Here is a 21,064-nt window from a genome sequence, read left to right on the forward strand (position 1 = left end):
CGCCGTCCCACCCGCATCCACGCACTCTGCACCCAACACGGCATCGCAACGGCAGCCTGAGCCTGACCTAGATCAAATACTTCGCCAGCAGAGTCGTCCGGCCGACTTCCTGCGCAGGGGTTCGCACGGTGTGGTCGCCGCTTCGCCCGTGCCGGACGATCTGTCAGCGGCCGGCGGCCACCCGCGCGTTCCTGTCCTCGTCCTCGTCCTGGCCGTCGTCGCCCCAGCCGTCGCTGCGGTCGCGGTAGAGGGTGAAGCGGTCGTACAGGACGGGCGTGGGGAACGGGTTGGCGGCGGTGGCGGGCACCGAGTGGTAGTAGGAGACGGTGATGGTGGTGCGGTCGCCGGGGTACCGGCCCGGGTCGACGTCGAAGACGGCGACGCCGTACGGGTACTGGGTGTCCGGGTCGGTGACGGCCGACCAGTGGGCCTTCTCCTTGGCGTCCGGGTCGGCCTTGAAGGTGAGCCGCTGGGTGCGGACGCTGGCCTGGCGGACGCCGTCCGCGTCGGCGGGCAGGTAGACGTCGTCGTGGCCGGCGGTGCCGCCGCCGCCCAGGATGAGGTGGACGGTGCCCTCGGAGGTGTCGATCCGGCGCAGGTCGTCGTCGACGACGGCCGGGGTGAGCAGCCCGCCCGGCTCGGTGCCGCGGACGGGGTGGGTGCGCTCGTAGTCGTGGTCGTGGCCGGCCAGCACGAGGTCGACGGAGTAGCGGTCGAGCAGCGGCAGCAGGTTCTCCCGGATCCCCATGTCGCCGCCGTGGCTGGCGGCGGAGGAGGACATCGCGAACTGGTGCAGGTTGACGACGATCCAGTCGACCGCGCTGCCGCGCCGGGCGCGCGCCAGGACCCGTTCCAGCCAGCGGAGTTGGGCGCCCTCGCTGTAGCCGCTGATGTAGATGGACTGCCCGGTGGCCGGGTCGATGCTGGCGTCGTCCTCGACGGCGATCTCGTTGCCGTCCAGGCTGACGAACAGCACCGAACCGACCTGGAAGCTGTACCAGTTGCCGCAGTGGTCGCGGTTGCCGTTGTCGGGCAGCTCGAAGCGGGTGAGGTAGGAGGCGTACCCGAGGTCGCCGCCGCCCGCCTCGACCTCGTGGTTGCCGGGGGCGGGCATCCAGGGGCGGTTGGCGGCGGACTTGGACAGGTTGTTCATGAACGCGTTCCACGCCTGCGGCTGGCGCTGCGGGTTGTTGTTGGCGTAGGCGAGGTCGCCGTTGAGCAGGTGGAACAGCGGGTTGAACTGTTCGACCTGCCGGACGGCCGCGGCACCGTGGATGGAGGACTTCGCGAACACGTTGTCGCCGGTGCCGAGGTCGCCGAAGCTGGTGAAGCGGAAGGCGGCGCGTCCGCGGGCGGGGGCGGTGCGGAAGGTGCCGCGGACGGGCTCGGCGCCGTCGTGCACCACCTCGTACACGTAGGTGGTGTCGGGGCGCAGCCCGTCGAGGCGGGCGTGGTGGGTGAAGGTCTCGACCTTGTTGAGGCCGTCGACGTAGCTGCGGCTGCTCGCGTCGACGCTGCGGCCGGCGCCGCCGCGCGGGGTGCCGATCCGCACCCGGGGGCGCTTCACGGAGGCGCCGGTCGCCCAGGACACGGTCATCTCGCGGGAGGGCTCGTTGCCCCACTGGAGGTGGATCTGCTCCGGTCCGGGGGTGCCGGCGACGGCCGGCTGGGTCCACAGCAGGGTGGACGCGGGCAGCGCGACGAGCGCGCCGGCCGCCGTACCCGTCCGGAGGAGCGTTCTGCGCGAGGGTTGTGCCGGGGGATGTGCCGAAGGATGTGCCGGGGGATGTGCCACTGCCGCCTCCTGGGCTCCGAGAATCGCCGAGGAGGCTCGCAGTCCAAACACACGGTCGCACCACGATCGATCGTGCGTACGGCGAACGGAAGTTGAACGCTGGTCCACACCAGTGGACCGGCGTACGGGACCAGCCCGTGTCCAGCCCGTCCGGCGGCGCGGCGGCCACCCGTCCCGCAGCGCCTACAGCCCCGCTCCGCCGGTCACTCCCCGCCCGGCCCGCGCGCTGCCCTGATCGACCGTCATCGTCCGTCCGCCCCCCTTCGTCGAAGTGGCGTCCCGGGCACTCCGGGAACCGGCTGCCGACCGGGGGTACGGCCGGATGGCCGCGGGCCACGGGGGTGGTGCGGGACGGCCGGGCGGGTGACCTCTCGGACGTGTCGGCGGTGGCACGCCCCATCCGGCGTGCCTGGGTTGGAACGCGCCGCCTCCGGACGGTGCACGCCCTGTCCCCGGACCTGAGAGCCGCCCATGCCTTCCACCGCCCGCCTCCGCCGCCTCGTCCCCACCGCGCTCTGCGCCCTCGCCGTGGCCCTCACCGCCCCCGCGGCCCACGCCGCACCGCCAGGCGGCGACACCGGGACCGACCCCGGCGGGAGGTCGGACAGCGGCCGGTACGACTGGGAGCGGGTGGCGGACTGCGAGAGCAGCGGCAACTGGCACATCAACAGCGGCAACGGCTACTTCGGCGGCCTCCAGTTCGACCAGTCGACCTGGCGGGAGAACGGCGGCCTGGCCTTCGCCCCGCGCGCCGACCTCGCCAGCCGCGAGCAGCAGGTGAAGGTGGCCCAGCACCTGGCGGAGCGGCGCGGCCTCTCCCCCTGGCCGGTCTGCGGCTCCCGCGCCCTTGGCGGCCACGCCCACGGGACCGCCGCCCCGGACCGAAACCGCGACCGCGACCGCGACCGGACCCGCGACGAGGAGGCCGCCCAGGCCACCCGCGACCACGGGCGCGACGCCGTCCTGCCGCCGCCCGCCCCGGGCACGGCCGGGGACGGCCGGTGGACCGTCCGCGAGGACGACACCCTGGACCAGCTCGCCGCCACCCTGCACGTCCCCGGCGGCTGGCCCGCGCTGTACGCGCTCAACCGCGAAACCGTCGGCGAGGACCCGGACCTCATCCAGCCCGGGCTGGTCCTGCGACTCCCCTCCTGAACCGTCTGCGAGAACACCCGCCGCCCACGCCGCGCCCCGGCGTGGGCGGCGCCGTCACAGTGGCGTCGTCACCAGCGGCGTCGTCACCAGCGGCGTCGTCACCAGCGGCGTCGTCACCAGCGGCGTAGCAGTGCGCCCAGCGGTCAACGCCCTCGATCCGTCGACCAGTTCACCTGGTCGACGGATCGCCGGACCGCCGGAAACGCTACGGCCGGACGGCCGCCAGCACGTGCAGCCCGCGCGCGCCCGTCTCGTCGTGGCTGACCTCCAGGCCCGCCGCGCGCACCTGCCCCGCCACCCATCCGGTGGCCAGCCGCAACTTGGGATAGCTGCTGACCTGCTGGGTCCAGCCCTCGCCGGCGCGGGTGTGGATCAGGTCGTGGACCAGGGCGGTCTCCTCGTCCGGGTACTCCAGGAAGCAGGTCATGATCCGGTCCGCGGTGGCGCGCACCGGCAGGAAGCGGTCCGTGCCGGTCAGCGGGCGGGTGAGGTCGCGGAAGGACAGCACCAGCCGTCCGCCCGGGGCGAGTGCGGCGGCGGCGTCGCGCAGCAGCGCCGCGACGTCGGCGCGGGTGGGCAGGTGGGTGAGGGTGTCGCCCATGCAGAGCACGGCCGCCACCGAGCCCGGCCCGGTGTGCCGCGGCAGCGCGCCGCGCAGGTCGGCCTCGACGGTGCGGACGGCCCCGGCGTACCCGGCCTTGTCGGCGGACTCGCGCAGTTCGGCGAGCAGCGGGGCGCTGGTGTCCACGGCGAGGACGGGGTCGAAGCCGAGGGCGGCCAGCGCCAGGGTCTGGGTGCCGGGGCCGGCGCCGAGGTCCACGGCGGTGCGGCCGGCGGCCCCGGGCTCGACCCCGAGCCCGGCCAACAGTTCGGCCTGTGCCTCGGCGAGGGCGGGGATGTCGCCGCCCAGCATCCAGGTGTAGTGGGCGGCGAGGAGACGGTCGTAGTGCTCGGGTGCGGTGCTCATGCGGGCCGGGCCCCTTCTCGCGATCCGATGGTCCGTTGGTCAGGTGTTCAGTCGGTCAGTTGGTCCGACCGCACTCTAGAGGGGCCCACGGAACCGCAGAACGGCAGCGGCACCGCCGCACCGGAACGCCGACGGCCCGCCCGGTCCTGGTGGACCGGACGGGCCGGGGCGCTACGGACGGGCCGGGACGCTACGGGCGAGCCGTGGCGCGGCAGGCAGCCCGTGGCGCGGCAGGCGGGCGTCAGCCGACGTGGACCCGCGGACGCTTCGTCCGGTCCGGCTCCGCCTCGCGCAGCACCTCGCGGGTGACCGGCGCGACCTCGCCCTGACCGAACAGGATGAAGCGCAGGAACTGGGCGAAGGGGTGCCCCTCGGTCCACTCGAAGTACAGGTGCGGCCGCTGCCCGGTACGGTCCCGCACGGTGAGCGCCAGGGCGGCGATCGCGTTCGGGATGCTGGAGCTCTCCAGGGTGAGCACCCGGTACCGGTTGTGCAGCACCTCGCCGTGGACGGTCAGCTCGGACTCGAAGTCCGAGGCGTCCCGGACGGTCACCTCGACGAAGACCAGGTCGTCCTCGCCGGGGATGTCGTTGTCGGCGCGGATCTGCCGGATCTTGTCGCGGTACTCGGCGACGTCCCGGTTGGTCGGCTCGTTGGCGATCAGGCGCAGCGGGCGGTGGGCGTAGTCGCGGATGAACCGCTCGGCCGTCTCGTCCAGCAGCACGTCCGTGACGCGCAGCTCGAAGGCGCGCTTGAGGCGGGAGAGCAGCGACACCAGGATGATGCCGGCGATGAAGCAGGCACCGATCTTGACACCGTCCGGGCGCTCCATGGTGTTCACCACGGTGGTGTACAGGAACACCGCGGCGATGATCCCGAAGGCGATGGTCCAGCCGCGCTGGCGCTTCTTGTAGGCCGCGATGGTGACGGCGATGGCCGCCGAGCTGATCAGGACCAGTACGCCGGTGGCGTAGGCGCCGCCCTGGGCGTCGACGTTGGCGTCGAACAGCCAGGTGATCAGGAAGCCGACGATGGTCAGCACGATCACCATCGGGCGCACGGCGCGGGCCCAGTGCGGGGCCATGCCGTAGCGCGGCAGGTAGCGGGGCAGCAGGTTGAGCATGCCCGCCATGGCGGACGCGCCGGCGAACCACAGGATGGCGATGGTCGACAGGTCGTAGACGCTGCCGAAGGCGCCGCCCAGGTACTCGTGCGCCAGGAAGGCCAGGGCGCGGCCGTTGGCCTGGCCGCCGCTCTCGAACTCCTTGGCCGGGATGAGCAGGGTGCAGATGAAGCTGGTCGCGATCAGGAAGGTGCTCATGATCACGGCGGCGGTGGTGAGCAGCTTGCGGGTGCCGCGGATCCGGCCGACCGGGTTCGCCTCGGTGTCGCCCGCGTCGCCCTTGATGTGCGGCATCACGGCGACGCCGGTCTCGAAGCCGGACATGCCGAGCGCGAGCTTCGGGAAGACGACGAGCGCGACGCCGATCATCACGAAGATGTTGCCGTGCTGGGTGGTGAGCGCGTTGGACCAGTCGGTGACCACGTGCGGCGCCTGGATGATCTTCCAGATGCCGACCGCCACGACCACCACGTTGAGCGCCAGGTAGACCCCGACCAGCCCCACGGCCAGGCCGATCGCCTCGCTGAAACCCTTGAGGAAGACGGCACCGAGCAGGGCGACCAGGATCAGCGTGATCAGCATCTGCTTGCCGCCGAGGGCACCGGTCAGGTGCGGGTTCTCGACCAGGTGGGCGCTGGCGTCGGCGGCGGAGAGGGTGATCGTGATGATGAAGTCCGTCGCCGCGAAGCCGAGCAGTGCGAGGACGAACAGCTTGCCCTTCCAGAACGACAGCAGCCGCTCCAGCATCGCGATCGAGCCCTCACCGCGCGGGCTCTCCTGGGCCACCCGCCGGTAGACCGGCAGCGCGCCCAGCAGGGTGACCAGCACCAGCACGATCGTGGCGATCGGCGACAACAGTCCGGCCGCGAGCGCGGCGATGCCCGGCTGGTAGCCGAGCGTCGAGAAGTAGTCCAGACCGGTCAGGCACATCACGCGCCACCACGGCTGGCCCGTGTGCGCAGCGTGACCGGCCTCGGCGGCGGAGTCCCCCGGCTCCGCGCCGTCCGGCTGCGCCTCGGCGGCGTCCTGCTGCGCCTTCGCGGCGGCGTCCTTGGCGGCCTTCTCCGGCGACATGTCCTCCAGGAGCCAACTGCGGAGCCGTATTCGCGCCGACGACGGAGCCTCCGTCGTCGTCTCCGTCGAACCCGACGAAACCACCTTGCACCTCTTGTTTAAAGACCCCGTAAAGCGCCGTCGGGCGACGGCAGTGCGCCAGGCTATGCGACGGCCGTTAAGGAGGCGTCATCGGCCCGCGTTAAGAAAACGTCATGGCTTCGCAGGTCGGCACGCGTGGCCCGGCGGTCCGGGGTCGGCGCCGGGGCGGGGCGGTGGAGCACCCCGCCCCGGCGTCTCACGGACCGGACGGGGTTACGCGCGGTAACCGAGAACCGTCATCATGCCGGTCTCCGCGTGGTACACGTTGTGGCAGTGCACCATCCACAGGCCCGGGTTGTCGGCGTCGAAGTCCACGGCCAGGGTCGTGCCCGGCAGCACGATCGCGGTGTCCTTGCGCGGGCCGCCGGCGCCCAGCGCGAAGCTGTGTCCGTGCAGGTGGACGGGGTGCCACATGGCGGTGCTGTTGCGGAACTCCAGCCGCACCCGCTCCCCGGCCGCGACCGGGTGGCGCTGCGCCGGGTCGTACTTGCGGCCGTTGAACGCCCAGTCGGCCTTCGCCATGCCGCCGGTGAGCTCCAGCGCCACCGTGCGGTCCGGCGCGCGGTCCGGCAGTCGGACACCCGGGTCGGCCTTCAGCTGCCCGGCGGTCAGCAGCCGGCCGTCCAGTTCGGCGGGGCGGGTCGAGGCGTCCGGCGCGGCGCCGCCGCCGGTGCGCAGCACGGCCAGCGCGGCGGCGTTCTTGCCCTCGGCCAGGGCGGTCAGCGGGAAGGCGCCGTCCTTGGCGGTGACCAGCACGTCGTAGCGCTCGCCCATGCCGAGCAGCAGGGCCTGGGTGGTGGCCGGTTCGACGGGGAAGCCGTCGGTGTGGGTGACGGTCAGCTCGTGGCCGCCGAGGGCGACCCGGTAGGCGGTGTCGCCGCCCGCGTTGATCAACCGGATCCGGATCCGGTCGCCGGGCTTGGCGGTGAAGGTCTCGGGGGCGGTCGCCAGACGGCCGTTGACCAGGTGGAAGGGGTGGGCGACGTCGCCCGCGTCACCACCGAGCAGCGGGCTGGCGGCGCCCATCAGCATCCGGGACGGGCCGGTGGCTCCGGTGGGGGTGCTCCCGGCGCCCGGGGCCGTGCCCGGCATGCTGTGCCCCGAGTGGTCCATACCGCCCGTGCCGCCCGTGCCGCCCATGGCTCCTGCGTCGCCCATGTCGCCCATGCCCGTGGCGAGTTCGGCGAGGACGGCGTCCGGGGTGCTGCCGTCGACCCCGTCCACCCAGTCGTCCAGGACGACGACCCACTCCTTGTCGTAGCGCAGCGGCTCCTTCGGGTCCTCGACGATCAGCGGGGCGTACAGGCCGCGGTCCTGCTGGACGCCGGAGTGCGGGTGGAACCAGTAGGTGCCGGGGCGGGAGAGGGCGAAGCGGTAGTCGAAGGAGGCCCCCGCCCGGACCGCGTTCTGGGTCAGGCCCGGCACGCCGTCCATGTCGTTGCGCAGCGCCAGGCCGTGCCAGTGCAGCGAGGTGGGCTGCGGCAGGTGGTTGGCGAGGGTGAGGGCGAGGGTGTCGCCGACGGTGGCGCGCACCTCCTGGCCGGGCAGGCGGTCGCCGTAGGCCCAGCTGCGGACGGTGCGTCCGCCCAGGTCGAGGGTGGTCTCGGTGGCGGTGAGCGCGACCTTGCGCTCAGGACCGGGCTTGCGCCGCGCCTCGGCGGCGGCGACCTCGGGGCCGTTCGGGGCGACGAAGCCGGCGGGGCCGCCCGGCTCGGCGCGGTTCATGGAGGAGTGGTCCATGCCCTTCATCGGGTCGGAGGACCCGGAGGAGCAGGCGGCGATCAGGCCGCTCCCGGCGGCGGCGAGCGCGGCGCCGAGGACGGTACGACGGGTGGTTGTGCGCATGACGGAGTGCACCTCGTACAAGGGTGGTGTGGACGTACAGGACAGCGCGTCAGCCGTTCCGTGCGCGGGCACGCAGAGGTGCCTGCGGGCACGGGACGACCGGCGCGCGCCTACTGACGCAGCACCGAAAGTCTGCTGAGGAGGATCCGCCCACCCCCGGGCGGCGGCAGCGCCCGCACGGCCCGCAACAGCCGGGCCCGCACCTCGGCGGCGGCGTCACCGCTACGGCGCAGCAGCGGACCGACGACCAGCAGCACCAGCGTCCAGCCGGCCAGCACGGCCAGACAGACCGCCATCGGGTCCATCCCGTCGGCTGCCGCGGGATCCGCGGTCGCCCGCTCCCCCACCGGCTGGTGCGCCGCCATCACCTGGACATCGTGGCCCCCGTGGCCCCCGTGGCCACCGCTCGGATGCCCGAGCGTGTGCATCGTCACGATGCCGAGCAGCAGCGCCCCGAGCAGCACCAGCCGCAGCACCCCGGGCAGCGGGGCGCCGGACGACCGCTGCTGCGCCATGGCCCCGCCTCCCGTCCGCCCCGCACCTGTCCGCTTACCCCCGCAGGGTATCCGAACGGGCGGCTGGGACACCGCCGCACCCCCTCCGTAGATCCATCGATTTCCTTCGTACGGAATCCGTTAGCATGCGGCACTGGTTTTCGAACACCGTCGCCTCCTCCACCGTGGACGTCGTCGACCTCGACACCCTGACCCCGGTCACCCGCCTCACTGTCCCCAAGCTCGCCGAGCCCGGCGCCCACGGCCCGGCCTACCTGCCCCGCCCGGCCTGACCCACCCGAGCCCGAACCCACCCGGTTCCGGGCGGCCCGGAGCCTTGCCGCCGCCCGCGGCCGGGCGCATCCTGGGGCCCACCCGTCGTACCGGGAGGGGGAGGGGACACGATGAGACGCCGCCTCGGGGCGCTCTGTTCGACGCTGGCACTGGTGACGGCGCTCGGCCCGGCCACCGCCTGCGACCCGGCCCTCGACCCCGGCACCTTCCGCCACCCGGTGCCGCTCCCCGAGGCCGCCCTGCCCTCCGCCCAGTGGATCGCGGACCTCGTGGGCGGGCTCAACCTGCCGCCGAAGTGCCCGAAGCCGACCCTGGCGACCATGGTGGTCCTCGACACCGACGGGCAGACCCGGGCCGTGGCCCTCTGGCTGCCGGACAACCTCGACGTCTGCTACGCCGTCATCAACCACGCGGGCGTGACGCCCACCACCGTCTGGTTCGCCGCCGTCGCCGACCTCCTCCCCCGCACCCCGATGCCCGCCGACACCACGGCGGGCGTCGACTCCTACGCCGTCACGGCCTACCGCGGCCAGTTGGACGAGATCACGGTCTCCGGCGACCCGGACCACCTGGTCAGCCCCGTCCGGCGCCGCACCCTCGACCTCGGCGCCGGCGACCTCGTCACCTTCGCCGCCTACCACTACCGGATCCCCCCGACCGGCCGCCCGCTCACCCTCACCCTCTGCACTCCCACCGGTGCCTGCCGCGACGCGCACTGAGCACCAGTCAGCTCGGTACGCACCGAACCGGGACGGCCCCGTGACCATCCTGTTCCGGAGCCCCCGACGCACCCCCGAAGAACGCCCCCTAAGGGAGTGAACGCGCACGCCAGAGGGCATGGCAGGTCGTGGCAGTCAGTCCGTCGAGCGTGAGAAGGTAACGCGCATGAAGCCCATCAATTTCGTCCTCAACGTCATCTGGCTGCTCTTCTGCGGCATCTGGATGGCCATCGGGTACGTCGTGGCCGGAATCATCTGCTGCGTGCTGATCGTGACCATCCCGTTCGGCATCGCCTCGTTCCGGATCGCCGGCTTCATACTGTGGCCGTTCGGGCGGACCACCGTCGAGCGGCCGGACGCCGGGGCCGCGTCCTGCGTCGGCAACGTGATCTGGCTGGTCTTCGCCGGCTGGTGGCTGGCTCTCGGGCACCTCATCACCAGCATCCCGCTGTTCCTGTCGATCATCGGGATCCCCTTCGGCTGGGCCAACCTCAAGATGATCCCGATCTCGCTGATGCCGCTCGGCCGCGAGATCGTCTCCACCGACGAGCCCTGGGGCACCCGCTACTGAGCCGCCCCCGAGCGCCGACGCCTGCGGCCCGTCCCCGAGCTGGGGGGCGGGCCGCGGGCGTTCCCGGGGGTCAGAGGCCGAGGATGCGGAGCGCCTTTTCTCGCATCTCGACCTTGCGGATCTTGCCGGTGACGGTCATCGGGAACTCGTCGACCACGTGCACGTAGCGCGGGACCTTGAAGTGGGCCAGCCGCCCGGCGCAGTAGGCGGCCACGGCCTCGGCGGTGAGCGGCTCGGCGCCCTCGCGCATCCGGATCCAGGCCATCAGCTCCTCGCCGTACTTGGGGTCGGGGACGCCGATCACCTGGACGTCGAGGACGTCGGGGTGGGTGTAGAGGAACTCCTCGATCTCGCGCGGGTAGAGGTTCTCCCCGCCGCGGATGACCATGTCCTTGATCCGGCCGGTGATGGCGAGGTAGCCGTCGGCGTCCATCACCGCGAGGTCCCCGGTGTGCATCCAGCGGGCCGCGTCCACGGCCTCGGCGGTGCGCTCGGGCTCGTCCCAGTAGCCGAGCATGACGGAGTAGCCGCGGGTGCACAGCTCGCCGGGCTCGCCGCGCGGGACGGTACGGCCGGTGGCCGGGTCGACGACCTTGACCTCCAGGTGGGGGCCGACCCGGCCGACGGTGGAGACCCGGCGCTCGACCGGGTCGTCGGTGCGGGTCTGGGTGGAGACCGGCGAGGTCTCGGTCATGCCGTAGCAGATGGATACCTCCGCCATGCCCATCCGCTCGATGACCTCCTTCATCACCTCGGCCGGGCAGGGCGAGCCGGCCATGATGCCGGTGCGCAGGCTGCCCAGGTCGTAGCGGGCGAAGTCCGGGTCGGCGAGTTCGGCGATGAACATGGTCGGCACGCCGTACAGCGAGGTGCAGCGCTCGGCGGCGACGGCGGCCAGGGTGGCTCCGGGCTCGAAGGAGGGGGCCGGGATGACCACGCAGGCGCCGTGCGAGGTGGCCGCCAGGTTGCCCATGACCATGCCGAAGCAGTGGTAGAAGGGCACCGGGACGCAGATCCGGTCCTGCTCGGTGTAGTCGAGCAACTCGCCCACGAAGTAACCGTTGTTGAGGATGTTGTGGTGCGAGAGGGTGGCGCCCTTGGGGAAGCCGGTGGTGCCCGAGGTGTACTGGATGTTGATCGGGTCGTCGGGGGCCAGCTCGTCCTGCCGGGCGGCCAGCGGGGCCGGGTCGGCGGCGCGGCCGGAGGCCAGCAGCTCGTCCCAGGCGGGGCTGCCGAGCAACAGGACCCGCTCCAACGCGGCGCAGCGGGGCCGGACTTCGCCGATCATCCCGGCGTAGTCCGAGGTCTTGAAGCGCTCGGCGGCGACCAGCAGCCGGATCCCGGCCTGGTTCAGCACGTACTCCAACTCGTGCGCCCGGTAGGCGGGGTTGACGGTGACCAGGACCGCGCCGAGCTTGGCGGTGGCGTACTGGGTGAGCATCCACTCCGCGCAGTTGGGGGCCCAGATGCCGACCCGGTCGCCCTTGGCGATGCCGAGCTCCAGCAGGCCGAGGGCCAGCGCGTCGACGTCGGCGGCGAGTTGGGCGTACGTCCAGCGGCGGCCGGTGGGGCGGTCGACCAGGGCGTCGCGGTCGGGGAAGGCGCGCACCGCGCGGTCGAGGTTCTCGCCGATGGTGTCGCCGAGCAGCGGGACGTCCGAGGTCCCGGAGGCGTAGCTGCGCTGGGCGGGCGGTGTCGGCACGGGCGGGCTCCTGGGTGCGGCGGTGCGGGACAGGGGACCATGTTGGCGGTCCCGCACCCGCGCCGCCACCCCCGAACGGGGGTACCGGCACGGCGCCGGGGCCGCCCGTCGGATTCGACGGACGGCCCCGGCGCGCGGGTCAGGCGTTGATGCAGGTGTTGCCGAACGCCGGGTTGAGGACGCTGATGATGCCGATCGAGTTGCCGCAGATGTTGGCCTCGAGGTTGATCGGGATCTGGATCTGGTTGCCGGAGAGCACACCGGGCGAACCGAAGGCGACACCGTTCGCGGTCGCGCCGCCGGCGGCGGCGGTGCCGGCACCGGCGAGGACGGCCACCGCGGCGAGCGCGGTGGCGGCGAGGGTGGTGCGAATACGCATTGCGTCACTCCTTGAGAGGGTGGCAGAACTCCGTGTGACGATCACACTCGCACCGATCGAACTCGACGGCAGGCCGGAAGCGTCCGAATTGGTCACTCAGAGGGCGTGTCGGCCTCCCGCCGGCCCTCCCGCCGCTCCGCGCCCGGCCCGCCGACCACGGACACGCTCAGTGATCCCAGCAGCTCCCGGGCCGGTTCCAGCCCCGGTTCGGCCTCCAGTGCGCGGTGCAGCAGGCCGAGCGCGAGCGCCTCCTCCCCCGCCCCCAGCGCCGCCAGGGCCCGGTTGTAGTCGATCCGACCGGCGTAACGCAGGCGGAACAGCACGCCCAGGTCCTCCCGGCAGGACGGGCAGGCCAGCGACCGCCGGTCCGCGGGGACCTTGCACAGCGGGCAGCGGACCTCCAGCGCGTCGGGCACGCCGGGCACGCCGGGCACGTCGCGTACGCCGGGTACCTCGGGCACGCCGGGCACGTCAGCCGCGTCAGCCGCCTCGGACACCTCAGGAGTGGTCATCGCGGACCGGCCTCCTCCGGGCGCACCGGGCCGAGCGACTCGGCGGCCGGCTCGCTGCCCAGCTCCCGCTGCGCCTGCGCGTACAGCGCCAGCAGGTTCGACATGTGCGTGTTGACCGCCTCCATGTTGGGCGCCTCCACCGCCTCGTCCAGGCCGCGCAGCTCCGCCATGATCCGCTGCCCGAGGGCCGGCGAGACCATGTTCTGGTTGACGTAGACGTTGCACATGGTGAGCATCCGGAAGGTGTGGCCGAGCGAGTCGCACAGCTCGTCCGCCTTCTGGGCCGCGCGCATCGCGCCCTCCCAGTCGGCCGCCTCCCGGCGCAGCCGCAGCTCGGCGGCCACCGAGCGCAGCCGGTCCAGGTCGCTCGGGTCCAGGTGCTTCTCGCAGTAGTGGATGAACAGGCTCAGGTAGGCCTCCGAGCCGCGCACCCAGCGCTGCGCCTTGAGCTGACGCTGCGCCCGCTCCAGCGCCTCGTCCACCGACTGGCCGCGGGTCTGCCCGGCCGCCAGGTCGTCCAGGGCGTCCATCAGCCGCTGCGCCTCGCGCATCTCGGCCTCGGTGAGCTCGCCGCCCCAGCGGTCGGTGAAGGACTCGATCTGCCGTTGCTGCTCCTCGACCTGCACCTTCAACTCGGGGTCGAGGGTGACCCGCTCCAGCTTGACGGTCTTCTCGGCGCCGCCCTGGATCCGCACCGACAGGGTGATGGTGCGATCGCGGTCCAGGCCGAAGGAGACCTCCACCGGGGTGCGGCCGCCGAGGCCCTCGGGCAGCCGGAGGGTGAGGTGGCCGATCAGCTCGTTCTGCTGGGCGATCTCGTGCTCGCCCTCGTAGACGGCGATCTCCAGGCGCTGGCGGCCGCTGCCGGAGACCACGAACTCCCGGCTGACCGGCGAACTGGTCGGGTAGCTGGTGTTCTTGGGGATCATGACGGCCAGCCGGCCGTCGTTGAGCTCGATGCCGAGGTTCTTCGGGGTGATGTCGAACGGGTTGGTGACCTGCATCAACTCGCCGCAGCCCGAACAGACTTCGCTGCCCGGTGGGTTGACGGTGGCGCAGGAGGCGCAGCGCAGGCCGACGTCCTCGGCGGCGGTGGAGGACACCTTGGTGTGGCCCGGGGCGGCCGAGTTGAGCGGCTCACCGCACAGTTCGCAGGCGGTGACGCCGGGGGCGGCCGGGGTGCCGCACTGCGGGCAGTTGTCGGCGCGCAGCACGGTGGTGGCCTGGGACTGCTGCGGGATCGTCGCGCCGGAGCCGGCCGAGCCGGACCCGGCCGTACCGGACCCGGCTGAACCACCGGCGGCCGAACCATCCATCTCCTGGGCGCACTTGGGGCAGGCCGACGCCCCGGCCTCGACCGGGATGTGGCAGGTCGGGCAGGAGACCCGGTCGCCGCCGAGCAGGGAGGTCGCGCAGTTGGCGCAGTTGGAGGCCGAGAGGTCCCCGGGGGCCCGGCACTCCGGGCACTCCACCTCGCCGACCAGGGCGGACTGCACGGCCGCGCCGAGCGCCACGCACTGCATCGGGTTGACGCCGCGCTTGATCCGGCGGGTGCCGAACACCTCGCCGAGGCGCCGCTCGACCAGCGGGATCGCCGTCGAACCGCCGACCAGTACCACCTCGTCGATGTCCCCGACGGTCAGGTTGGCCTGCATGATCGCCTTGTGGGTCAGCTCGATGGTCCGCTCGATCTGGGCCTCGATCAGCTCCTCGAAGCGGGCGCGCTCGAACTCCGTCTCCAGCACCAGCTGTCCGGCGCCCAGGCCGGGCAGGATCACCTCGGAGGACTGCTGGTTGGACAGCTCGATCTTGACCGTCTCGGCCGTGGAGGCGATCTTCGGGCGGTCCCGGAGGTCCGGCTGGTAGTCGGAGCCGTACTCCTCGCGGATGTCCTCCAGCAGCGCGGTGGTGATCGCCCGGTCGAAGTCGTCGCCGCCCAGCAGGTTGTCGCCCTCGATGCCGAGCACCGAGACCGAACCGGGCACCAGCAGCAGGATGGAGATGTCGAAGGTGCCGCCGCCGAGGTCGTACACCAGGACGGTGCGGCCCTCGTCCCCGGCGTCGCTCGCCAGGCCGTACGCGAGCGCGGCGGCGGTCGGCTCATTGATGATCCGCAGCACGTGCAGGCCGGCCATCCGGCCCGCCTCCTGGGTGGCGGCCACCTGCCGCTCGCCGAAGTACGCGGGGACGGTGATCACCGCCCGGTGGAAGGGCTCTCCGAGGCGCTGCTCGGCGTCCTGCTTGAGCCGGTGCAGGATGATCGCGGAGATCTCGATCGGGGTGTAGGAGCGGCCGTTGAACCAGACGTTGACGTCGCCGTCGGTGCCCGCGGTGACCTTGTAGTCGACCTCCTTGAGCGCCGCCTGGACCTGCGGGTCCTTGAACTTGCGGCCCATGAAGCGCTTGACCGAGCGAATCACGTTGGCGCCGTCGATGGCGATCCGGCTGCGCGCGGTCGAACCGACCAGCAGCTCGCCCTTGCGGCCGCTGCCGACCACGGAGGGCGTGGCCTCCTGGTTCTGCCGGTTGAAGATGATCTCCGGCGCGCCCCGGCGCAGGTGGGCCACCACGGAGTTGGTGGTGCCCAGGTCGATGCCGAGTGTGCGGTACATGTCGTTCCCCTCTTGCCCCTCGTGGTCCTGGCTACTTCTTGCGCTTGGCGCGCTTGGCCGGCCGGCCCGTCGCCCTGGCGTGCCGACGGGCCCGGGGCGGAACCGGCCTGGCCGGGGCCTCGCCGGGCTCGACGGGGTCGCCGGGCTGGACGGGTTCACCGGGCTCGACGGAGTCGGTTGCGACGGGCTCCGCCGCGACGGCCGCCGGCTCGACGATCTCGGGCTCCTCGGGCTCCTCGGGCTCCTCGGGCTCCTCAAGCTTGAGCGCCACGATCCGCGGATCCTCGACCGGCCCCGTCCCCGGCGCCGACTCCGGTGCGGCGACGACCACTTGGGCCCGGCGCAGCACCTCCTGCTCCCAGAAGAACCCGGTCACCACCGTCTGCAGCACCGTCTCCGGCGCCACCCCCGGCCGCACCTCGGTGCCGACGATCTCGGTCAGCGCCGGGTCCGCCGCCAGCCCCTCCAGCCGCATCGGCCGCACCCCGGCCTTGGCGAGCCGGCCGAGCAGCCGCCGGCGGGTCGCCTCCAACCCGGCACCGCGCCCGAGCGCCACCAGCTCGCGGTCCAGCCCGAGGGCGGCCAGCGCGTCGTCCACCTCGACCAGGACGCCCAGCAGTTCCCGCTGCTCGGCCCGGGCCTGCTGCTTCTGCTCGGTCAGCTTGTTGCCCAGCAGCGAGGAGCGGAACAGCAGTTGGGTGAACTTGGCCTCCAGGTCGACGGCCTCCGCACCCGGCGGAACCTCCAACGGCCGGTGGCCGTCGAGCAGGGCTGCGGTCGGCCCGGCCGGCACAGTCGGTGCGGTCGGTGCGGTCGGTGCGTCGGTCATTCTGGGACCTCGATCTGGGGCAGCACGGACAGGTCGGCCGCGTAGCGGGCGGGGACGGGCGGTTCGGGGTCGGCGCCGCCGGGGGCGGGCTCGGCGAAGTCAGCGGCGGCCTCGGCCCGGTGCAGGGCGAGCAGGTCCGCGGCGGGCGGGAGGCCGGGGCGCTCGATCACCAGCAGCGGCTCGGCGAGCGCGGGGGCGAGCAACTCGGCGGCCTGGTCGACCGGTTCGGGCGGGAGCGGCTGTTGGAGGTCCACCTCCAGGCGTCGGTCCGGGTTGCGCAGCAGGGCCGCGGCGTCCTGGATCTGCTGGCGGTTGTACCGGCCCGCCTTGAGCGCCTTCCCGACCGAGAGGTTGATCTCGCGCACCCCGGCCGTGGGCGGGATGCCCAGGACCTCGTACGGCGACGGTTCGTGCAGTGGCATGACGGGCGGTCTCTCTCCTCACGGTCCGGACGGGGAAGGGGGGTTGCGGAGTGGCGGACTGGGCGACGGGGGTCGGTGGCTGGTGCGGACGGTGGCCGGGACGGCGGCGGCGAACGGGTGTACGGGTGTACGGGTGTACGGGCTACGACGGCGCCGGCCGCCCGACGGTTGCCGGTTCGGTCAGTAGCGGCGGCCGAGCTTGTTGATCCGGTCCGCCAGGGCGCGCAGTTCGCGGTCGTGGGGATTGTGCTGGAGGGCCATTTCCATCGCCCCCTGGGCCTCCAGGTGGTTGCCGGCATTGGCCCGGGCGACGGCGAACGAGCTGAGGACGATGCCGAGTTCGCTCTTGAGCTTGGCGGTGTCCTCCGGCGAGGCGGCGAGTTCGAGCGCCTCGCGCAGCAGGTTGATCGCCTCGACGTAGAGGCGCTCCTCGTAGAACGAGATCGCCCGGCCGCGCCAGACGCTGACCATCAGCCCGCGGATGTCGGGCGAGTCGTCGTAGGACCTGGCCTTCTGGAGCATCGCGGCCTGGGCCTGGAAGGTGCTGTTCTGCATGTGGTCGATGACGTGGTTGGCGAGCAGCACCGAGATCCGGCGGCCCGCCTCGCGCCCGGCGTCGCCCTCCCAGTCCGGGTCCCAGACCAGCGCCTCCAGCATCCGGCCGAGGGCGCGGGCGCTGTCGTCGGCGAAGGCGGCGGAGCGGGCCAGCTGGCGCAGCACGAAGGCGAGGCCCCGGCGGTTCTCGGGGTCGTCGTCAAGCTCGATCAGCCGCCTCCACGTGCCGACGGCCTCCTCGAGTTCCGCGTCGGAGGCGTCCACCCGGCTGAGCTCACCGGCCCGGTTGCCGAGGGCGGCGCGGAGGAAGTGCCGGGCGGTCGGGTCGCCGGGGGCGAGCTCGGCGCTCTTGGCCAGCAGTTCCAGGGCGCGCAGGTAGTCCTTCTCCTCGTTGTTGATCTTGCGGGCCCACTGGGCGTAGGTCGCGCCGAGGTCGCCGCGCACCTCCGGGTCGTCCGGGGCCAGCGCGAGGGCCTTCTCCAGCAGTCCGGCTGCGCCCTCCTGGTCGTCCACGCTGGTCTTCAACAGGGCGCGGGCGGCCCGGACCCCGGACTCGGCGGCGACCCGGGCCACGTCGGCGGGCAGCACCAGGTCGGGGACGGTCCGGGCCCGGGTGAGGCAGTCGAGCGCCTCCCGCCAGTCCTGGTTGCGGTGGTGCTCCCGGGCCTGGCTGACCAGGGCCGCGCCGAGCAGCGACTGCCAGGCGGCGCCGCGCTCGCCCTCGGGAACCGCGTCCAGCGCGGCGACGGCGGCCGCCTGACGGCCCTGGAGGTGCAGGTACTGCTGCGGGCCGAGCGCGCCGAACAGGCTGAGGGCGCGGCCGAGCGCGGGCCCGGAGGTGGCCCCGGGGCCGCGCCGCCAGGCGCCGACGGCCTGCTGGTAGGCCTCGCCCCAGCCGGGCAGCTCGGCGCGGAGCAGCCGGTCCAGGCCGGGGCCGAGGACCAGCCGGCGGGCGGGGCGGCCGGGCAGGGATATTCGGACGTCCTCCTGGGCGAAGGCGTCCGCGGCGTGGGACTCCATGCCCAGGCGCAGCGTCCACGCGGTGGTCTCGTCGCCGCTGCGGCCGGCGGCCCGGTCGAGGGCGCGCAGGTCCTCGCGGAGGCGGTCGGTGAGCGCGGTGCGGGCGGCGGCGGTCCGCTGGGGGTCGGCCTCGCGGCCGGTGATCCGGGCGGTCTCGGCCCAGAGTTCCTCGCGGTGCAGGGCGGCGACCAGGCAGCCGAGCGTCCAGGCCCAGACCTGCTCGTCGGCGGCCTCGTCAGCAGCCTCGGCGGGGGCTGCTTCCGCCGTCGGCCGGGTGGAGGCCGCGAAGCGGTAGCCGGCCAGCCCGAGGGCGTGCAGCAGCCGGGGGTGGGCCGGGTCGTCGAGCAGCAGCGCGCGGTAGGCCCGGTAGGCCTCGCCGTGGCGGCCCTCGACGGCGTGCTGGTGGGCCTCGTGCTCGCCGAGCAGCACCAGCGCGGCGGCCGCCTGCGGGTGGCCGGGCGCGAGGGCGAGGGCCCGGCGCAGGTCGCCGGCCGCCCGGCCGGGCTGCTCGGCGGTGAGGGCGGCGCCGGCCCGGCGGACCAGAACGGCGGCCCGGGCCGCGCCGGCCTCCTCCGGCAGGTCGGCCAGGGCCTCGTCGAGGCGGCCGAGTTCGGCCCGCAGCAGGGCGAGGTCGAGCTGTACGGGCGCGGCGTCGGCGGCGTCGCCGAGCGCCTCGGCCCAGGCGGCCAGGACGGGTTCGGCCTGTTCGGGGGTGCCGGCCCGGCGGGCGCAGTCCAGGACGGCGCGCAGGGCGGGGCCGGTGCAGTGGGTGCAGCGGGGCGAGCCGGATCCGGCCGGGGCGTGCAGGTGCTCGGCGCAGGCCTCCCGGCCGCAGCCGCCGCAGGCACCGGTGGCGGGGCGGGCGCAGGCCGCGCAGTCGCCGACCGGGTCGGCGCCGGGACCAGCGGCGGGGACGCCCGCGGGGGCGGTCAGGAAGTGCCGGTACCAGTCCAGCGCGGCGGCCCAGTTGCCCGCCCGTTCGGCGAGCAGGGCGCGCAGCCGGGCGAGCGCCGGGTCGCCGGCCGGGTCGGGGTCGAGCGGGCCGAGCAGGGCGATGGTCTGCACCGGACGGCCCGCCAGCAGGGCGGCGGCGGCCAGGTGGTAGCGGTCGCGGAGCCCGGCGGTGGGGTCGAGCAGCGCGGTGACCCGCTCGGTGGCGCCCTCGGCGAGGGCGAGCGCGGCGCGCAGCCGGGACTGCCGGTGGGTGAGCGCCCCGGGCAGGGTGTCGGCCAGGGCGAGCGCGGCGGTGGCGGCCTCCCGGGTCGCGGCGCTGTCGCGGCCGGTGACCAGCAGGTGGGCGGCCTCGCGCAGGGCGGCCTCGCGCAGCGCGGACCGGTAGCCGGGGGCGCCGGGGTGTTCGGCGGCGGCCCGTTGCCACAGCTCGCGGGCGGCGGCCGGGTCGGTGGCCAGCCGGGTGCGGGCGAGCCGGTCGCGGGCCAGGGCCTGGCGGACGTGCAGTTCGGGGTCGTCCAGGGGTTCCCAGCGGGCGAGGGCGGCGGCCGGGTCGCCGGTGCGGGCGAGGGCGAGGCCGTGGTGGTAGGCGGCGATCCGGCTCCAGCGGGAGTCGGGTTCGGTGTCGGCCTCGGCGCGCAGCAGCGGCTCGGCCTCGGCGGCCCGGTCGGCGGCGGTCAGGGCGGCGCCGAGCCGGATCCTGGCGGGGCGCCAGTCGGGGGCGAGGCCGAGGCCGGTGCGGTAGTCGGCGGCGGCCTCGGCGTGCCGCTGGGCCCGTTCGTGGACCAGGGCGAGGCCGAACCGGGCGGGGGCGAAGGAGGGTTGGACGGTGAGTGCGGCGGTGAACTGCTCCCGGGCCTGGTCGTCGGCGCCGAGCAGCAGGGCGAGCCGGCCGAGGGCGTAGCGCGGGCGCGGGTCGCCGGGGGTCTCGGTGGTGGCGGCCGCGAGGTCGGCCCAGGCGGCGTCGGTGTCGCCGAGCCGCTGCCGGGCGAGGCCGCGGAAGAGCAGGCTGTCGGTGCGCAGGAGCGGGCCGCGGCCCCAGGGGCCGGGGTCGCCGGGGCCTCGGCGCAGGGCCTCGTCGAAGGCGGCGACGGCGGGTTCGTCCCGGTGCGCGGTGAACAGCTGGGCGCCCCAGCGGAACCAGAGTTCGGCGCTGCCGCCGGGGGCCGTGGCGGCGAGCAGCGGTTCGGCCTGCTCGGTGCGGCCGGTGGCGTTCAGCAGGGCGGCCCGGGCGAGGACCGGCCAGTCCTGGCCGGGCAGGGCGGCGAGGGCCTGGTCGGTGGCGTGGTCGCGCTGCTCGGGGCTGCCCTCGCGGCAGAGACGCTGGAGCCACTGCGCGGTGCGGGCGGCGGTGTCGGTGTCCTCGCCGGGTTCGGTGCCGGTGGCGGCGGCCCGGAGGTAGGCGAGGACCGGGCCGAGCTCGCCGTCCGGGGCCTGCGTCCGCTCCTCGGCGAGCCGGCGCAGGCTCCACCGGGGCAGTTGCCGGGCCGGGTCGGTGAGCAGCGGGAAGGCCTCGCGGAACAGGGCGAGGGTGGCCTGCTGGTCGCCGGTGGGGATGGTGGCCTCGGCCTGGCCGAGCAGGGCGAGGCCGCGCTGGGTGCGCAGTTCGGCGGGTCCGGTGGCGAGTCGGCGGGCGAGCCGGGCGTAGCGGCGGCGGGCCTGCGGGGCCTTCCCGGCGGCGAGTTGTCCGGCGGCCGCGGCCAGGGCCTTGGCAACTCCGGCCTGGTCCAGGGTGGTTCGCCTGCGGGCGAGCACGACGGCGGCCGCCCCGGCCAGTGCCACCACGATCAGCAGCACCGCAAGTTGCAGCATGCACCGTCCCCCTGTGCCTTGAAGTCGTCCTACTTCATGATCAACATTCCCCGTACGATCATGAGTTGACGTTGTTTTGTGATGTTGCTCGGGCGCCCATCAGAATAGGCCCTCCTCCGGGCAGACGAACAGAAATGAGCACTATCCTGAGC

The 21,064-nt window shown here is 73.9% G+C and carries 16 protein-coding genes; 4 read left to right on the forward strand and 12 right to left on the reverse strand.

Annotation, left to right across the window (positions count from 1 at the left end; translation table 11 throughout):
- Positions 1–163: 163 nt before the first annotated feature.
- Positions 164–1,795 (reverse strand): metallophosphoesterase family protein, encoded by a 1,632-nt coding sequence (locus AB0F71_RS34410; RefSeq protein WP_360243215.1) that lies wholly within the window; start codon positions 1,793–1,795, stop codon positions 164–166.
- Between the two features lie 471 nt (positions 1,796–2,266).
- On the opposite strand from AB0F71_RS34410, the gene AB0F71_RS34415 reads away from it, so the two are divergent.
- Positions 2,267–2,950, forward strand: a complete 684-nt coding sequence (locus AB0F71_RS34415; RefSeq protein WP_360243218.1) for a transglycosylase family protein — start codon at positions 2,267–2,269, stop codon at positions 2,948–2,950.
- Between the two features lie 205 nt (positions 2,951–3,155).
- On the opposite strand, the gene AB0F71_RS34420 is transcribed toward AB0F71_RS34415, so the two are convergent.
- The 4 genes from AB0F71_RS34420 to AB0F71_RS34435 all read right to left on the reverse strand — a co-directional run bounded on the left by AB0F71_RS34420 (position 3,156) and on the right by AB0F71_RS34435 (position 8,555).
- Complete coding sequence (locus AB0F71_RS34420) at positions 3,156–3,917, reverse strand: class I SAM-dependent methyltransferase (protein WP_360243221.1); 762 nt, start codon at positions 3,915–3,917, stop codon at positions 3,156–3,158.
- 241 nt (positions 3,918–4,158) lie between these two features.
- A complete protein-coding gene (locus AB0F71_RS34425; protein ID WP_360243225.1) occupies positions 4,159–6,114 on the reverse strand; it encodes an amino acid transporter in 1,956 nt (651 codons plus the stop codon).
- A 294-nt stretch (positions 6,115–6,408) separates the two neighbouring features.
- Positions 6,409–8,040, reverse strand: coding sequence for a multicopper oxidase family protein (locus AB0F71_RS34430; RefSeq protein ID WP_360243228.1), 1,632 nt, complete (start codon positions 8,038–8,040; stop codon positions 6,409–6,411).
- A 110-nt stretch (positions 8,041–8,150) separates the two neighbouring features.
- Entirely contained in the window at positions 8,151–8,555 is a 405-nt protein-coding gene (locus tag AB0F71_RS34435) for a DUF6153 family protein (protein WP_360243231.1), read from the reverse strand.
- Positions 8,556–8,680: 125 nt separating this feature from the next.
- Between AB0F71_RS34435 and AB0F71_RS34440 the strand changes: the two genes are divergently transcribed.
- The 3 genes from AB0F71_RS34440 to AB0F71_RS34450 all read left to right on the forward strand — a co-directional run bounded on the left by AB0F71_RS34440 (position 8,681) and on the right by AB0F71_RS34450 (position 10,118).
- Positions 8,681–8,827: a hypothetical protein gene (locus AB0F71_RS34440; protein WP_360243234.1), complete on the forward strand. Its 147-nt coding sequence runs from the start codon at positions 8,681–8,683 to the stop codon at positions 8,825–8,827.
- A 111-nt stretch (positions 8,828–8,938) separates the two neighbouring features.
- On the forward strand, positions 8,939–9,547 hold the full coding sequence (locus tag AB0F71_RS34445) for a hypothetical protein (protein WP_360243237.1): 609 nt from the start codon (positions 8,939–8,941) through the stop codon (positions 9,545–9,547).
- 166 nt (positions 9,548–9,713) lie between these two features.
- Positions 9,714–10,118 carry a YccF domain-containing protein gene (locus AB0F71_RS34450; RefSeq protein ID WP_360243240.1) on the forward strand — a complete coding sequence of 135 codons (405 nt, stop codon included), beginning with the start codon at positions 9,714–9,716 and terminating at the stop codon, positions 10,116–10,118.
- 70 nt (positions 10,119–10,188) lie between these two features.
- On the opposite strand, the gene AB0F71_RS34455 is transcribed toward AB0F71_RS34450, so the two are convergent.
- From AB0F71_RS34455 to AB0F71_RS34485, 7 genes are all read right to left on the reverse strand, one after another.
- Positions 10,189–11,820 (reverse strand): AMP-binding protein, encoded by a 1,632-nt coding sequence (locus AB0F71_RS34455; RefSeq protein WP_360243242.1) that lies wholly within the window; start codon positions 11,818–11,820, stop codon positions 10,189–10,191.
- A gap of 139 nt (positions 11,821–11,959) precedes the next feature.
- Positions 11,960–12,199, reverse strand: coding sequence for a chaplin (locus tag AB0F71_RS34460; RefSeq protein ID WP_360243245.1), 240 nt, complete (start codon positions 12,197–12,199; stop codon positions 11,960–11,962).
- 92 nt (positions 12,200–12,291) lie between these two features.
- Positions 12,292–12,711, reverse strand: coding sequence for a hypothetical protein (locus AB0F71_RS34465; RefSeq protein WP_360243248.1), 420 nt, complete (start codon positions 12,709–12,711; stop codon positions 12,292–12,294).
- The gene (locus tag AB0F71_RS34470) at positions 12,708–15,323 is read right to left on the reverse strand and encodes an Hsp70 family protein (protein WP_360243251.1); all 2,616 of its coding nucleotides are present in this window, start codon (positions 15,321–15,323) and stop codon (positions 12,708–12,710) included. The genes AB0F71_RS34465 and AB0F71_RS34470 overlap by 4 nt, the downstream gene beginning before the upstream one ends.
- Before the next feature lie 31 nt (positions 15,324–15,354).
- Complete coding sequence (gene grpE / locus AB0F71_RS34475) at positions 15,355–16,152, reverse strand: nucleotide exchange factor GrpE (RefSeq protein ID WP_360243254.1); 798 nt, start codon at positions 16,150–16,152, stop codon at positions 15,355–15,357.
- Positions 16,149–16,574 (reverse strand): hypothetical protein, encoded by a 426-nt coding sequence (locus AB0F71_RS34480; protein ID WP_360243257.1) that lies wholly within the window; start codon positions 16,572–16,574, stop codon positions 16,149–16,151. Before AB0F71_RS34480 ends, grpE begins: the two co-directional genes overlap by 4 nt.
- 180 nt (positions 16,575–16,754) lie before the next feature.
- Positions 16,755–20,912, reverse strand: coding sequence for a hypothetical protein (locus AB0F71_RS34485; RefSeq protein WP_360243260.1), 4,158 nt, complete (start codon positions 20,910–20,912; stop codon positions 16,755–16,757).
- Positions 20,913–21,064: the final 152 nt, after the last annotated feature.

Source organism: Kitasatospora sp. NPDC028055 (genome assembly GCF_040637885.1).
Classification (GTDB): domain Bacteria; phylum Actinomycetota; class Actinomycetes; order Streptomycetales; family Streptomycetaceae; genus Kitasatospora.

Bases quoted from the DNA above. Each gene is read 5' to 3' on its own strand.
- AB0F71_RS34415 (WP_360243218.1), top strand. From the start codon at position 2,267: ATGCCTTCCACCGCCCGCCTCCGCCGCCTCGTCCCCACCGCGCTCTGC.
- AB0F71_RS34470 (WP_360243251.1), bottom strand. From the start codon at position 15,323: ATGTACCGCACACTCGGCATCGACCTGGGCACCACCAACTCCGTGGTG.
- AB0F71_RS34425 (WP_360243225.1), bottom strand. From the start codon at position 6,114: ATGTCGCCGGAGAAGGCCGCCAAGGACGCCGCCGCGAAGGCGCAGCAG.
- AB0F71_RS34445 (WP_360243237.1), top strand. From the start codon at position 8,939: ATGAGACGCCGCCTCGGGGCGCTCTGTTCGACGCTGGCACTGGTGACG.
- AB0F71_RS34430 (WP_360243228.1), bottom strand. From the start codon at position 8,040: ATGCGCACAACCACCCGTCGTACCGTCCTCGGCGCCGCGCTCGCCGCC.
- AB0F71_RS34435 (WP_360243231.1), bottom strand. From the start codon at position 8,555: ATGGCGCAGCAGCGGTCGTCCGGCGCCCCGCTGCCCGGGGTGCTGCGG.
- grpE (WP_360243254.1), bottom strand. From the start codon at position 16,152: ATGACCGACGCACCGACCGCACCGACCGCACCGACTGTGCCGGCCGGG.
- AB0F71_RS34465 (WP_360243248.1), bottom strand. From the start codon at position 12,711: ATGACCACTCCTGAGGTGTCCGAGGCGGCTGACGCGGCTGACGTGCCC.
- AB0F71_RS34420 (WP_360243221.1), bottom strand. From the start codon at position 3,917: ATGAGCACCGCACCCGAGCACTACGACCGTCTCCTCGCCGCCCACTAC.
- AB0F71_RS34485 (WP_360243260.1), bottom strand. From the start codon at position 20,912: ATGCTGCAACTTGCGGTGCTGCTGATCGTGGTGGCACTGGCCGGGGCG.
- AB0F71_RS34480 (WP_360243257.1), bottom strand. From the start codon at position 16,574: ATGCCACTGCACGAACCGTCGCCGTACGAGGTCCTGGGCATCCCGCCC.
- AB0F71_RS34440 (WP_360243234.1), top strand. From the start codon at position 8,681: ATGCGGCACTGGTTTTCGAACACCGTCGCCTCCTCCACCGTGGACGTC.
- AB0F71_RS34450 (WP_360243240.1), top strand. From the start codon at position 9,714: ATGAAGCCCATCAATTTCGTCCTCAACGTCATCTGGCTGCTCTTCTGC.
- AB0F71_RS34460 (WP_360243245.1), bottom strand. From the start codon at position 12,199: ATGCGTATTCGCACCACCCTCGCCGCCACCGCGCTCGCCGCGGTGGCC.